Annotated in this window: 2 protein-coding genes; both read right to left on the bottom strand. The window is 70.2% G+C overall.

Annotation, left to right across the window (positions count from 1 at the left end; genetic code table 11):
* Positions 1–659: ATP-binding cassette domain-containing protein (locus AB0G02_RS37165; protein ID WP_360804283.1), on the bottom strand; the 659-nt coding region annotated here is incomplete at its 3' end.
* A complete protein-coding gene (locus AB0G02_RS37160; RefSeq protein ID WP_360804280.1) occupies positions 656–1,696 on the bottom strand; it encodes a sugar ABC transporter substrate-binding protein in 1,041 nt (346 codons plus the stop codon). The genes AB0G02_RS37165 and AB0G02_RS37160, both read right to left, overlap by 4 nt.
* Positions 1,697–2,006: the final 310 nt, after the last annotated feature.

The raw sequence follows: 2,006 nt of genomic DNA, 5'->3' as shown, positions 1-2,006 counted from the left end.
CGGTAGACCGTGACGCTCTGGCAGCCCTCGTACTCCTCGAGCAGGTGGTGCGAGATGAACAGGAACGTCACCCCGTCGTCCTGCAACGCCCTCATCCGGTCGAACAGCCGCTCGATCGCCGGCGCGTCGAGCTGGGCGGTCGGCTCGTCGAGGATGATGAACCGCGCACCGCCCGAGAGGGCCCGTGCGATCTCGACCAGTTGGCGCTGCTCGACGGTCAGGTCGGCCACCGCCGCGTCCGGCCGCACGGCCACGCCGTACTGCTCCAGCAGGTTCCCGGCGCGGGCGCGCAGCGCCGACCAGCGGATCGGCGCCGCGCCCTCGGACTGGCGGTTGAGGAACAGGTTCTCCGCCACGGTCAGGTGCGGCACCGCGGTGGACCGCTGGTACACGCACGCGACCAGGCGCCGCCACGCCGCCCGGTCCTGCGCGGGCGGCGCGGGCTCCCCGGAGAACGCGACGCTGCCGCGGTCGGCGGTCCGCATCCCGGTCAGGATCGACACCAGCGTCGACTTGCCGGCGCCGTTGCGGCCGACCAGGGCGTGCACCTCCCCCGACTCGACCCTGATGCCGACGTCGTCGAGCGCCACCGTGCTGCCGAAGCGCTTGTCGATCCCGACGGCCTCGACGGCCGGGGGCGGGGTGGGCACCGCTGTCATGAGCCGGCCTTCTGGTTGCCCCACAGGCTCTTGTCGTCGACGTTGTCCTTGGTCACCAGCGGGGCGGCGAGCTGGTCCTCCAGCTGGCCGTTGCCGACGTCGACGATCGTGCTGTCGTGGTCGGTCTTGCCGGCCGCGAACGACTTCCCCTCGACCGCCGCCTTGGCGTAGAACAGGGCCCACTTCGCGTACAGGTCCGCGGGCTGCGACACGGTCGCGTCGATCTCGCCGGCGCGGATGGAGGCGAACTCCTGCGGGATGCCGTCGTTGGACACGATGGTGATGTGCCCGGACTGCCCGGCGGGCACGAGCTTGCCCGCGGAGCGCAGCACCTGGAGCGTCGGCGCGAGGAACGCACCGCCCGCCTGCATGTAGATGCCGGAGATGTCCGGGTGCTGGTTGAGCCGTGTCTGGAGGGCCGAGGCAGCCTTGCCGCCCTCCCAGTCGGTCGGCTCCTCGAAGATCGTGATGCCGGGGAACTCGGACTTCATGCAGCCGGCGAACGCCTCGGAGCGGTCGCGGCCGTTGACCGAGGACAGCGAGCCCTGGAACTCGACCACCTTGCCCTTGCCGCCCAGCTTCTCCCCCAGGAACCGGCACGCCTTCTCCCCGTACGCCCGGTTGTCCGCGCGCACCACCATGAACGCCTTGCCCCTGTCCGGCCGGGTGTCCACGGTGACGACCGGGATCTTCGCCTTCTCCAGCCGGTCGAGGGTCGAGGCGACCGCACCGGTGTCCTGGGGCGCCATGACGATGGCCTTCGCGCCCTGGCCCTGCAGCGCCTGCGCGTTCGCGACCAGCTTCGACACGTCGTTCTGCGAGTTCGTCGGGGACATCAGGTTGATGCCCAGCTCGGTCGCGTAGGTCGGCACGTAGGTGATGTAGGAGTTCCAGAAGTCGGTGTCCGACCTCGGGTAGTCGATGCCGATCGGACCGACACCACCGGAGCCACCCGACGTCCCGCCGCTGCCGCACGCGGCCAGCGGTAGGGCGATGGCGAGGCAGACCACGGCGGAGAGCACTCTGCGGCGCTGCATAGTTCCTCGATTCAGGGGTTGTGCCCAGGTTCCCGGCACGGGTGCGGCCCGTGCGTGCTCGACTTCATTGATCGGATGTATAGCCGCTCCGGGCACCCGAGTCCAGCCCCCGGACCGATCTTTCATCAGATGTCTGTCGCCGTGAACGGTCAGGACGTCCCCCCGACTCCGCCATGATCACCCTCTGCGGACTGATGGCTGGTCAGAGGGGGTCCGCGCAGGCATCAGATGTATGAGCGTCGAGCCGGCGGCCAGCATCGCGTGGTTGGTCACCACGACGTCCGCCTTGCCCGCCTGCGCCCGCACCCGC

This window comes from Actinosynnema sp. NPDC023658 (genome assembly GCF_040639995.1).
GTDB lineage: Bacteria > Actinomycetota > Actinomycetes > Mycobacteriales > Pseudonocardiaceae > Actinosynnema.
Note: the sequence above shows the minus strand (reverse complement) of the source record. Positions and strands in the feature narration are given on the sequence as shown.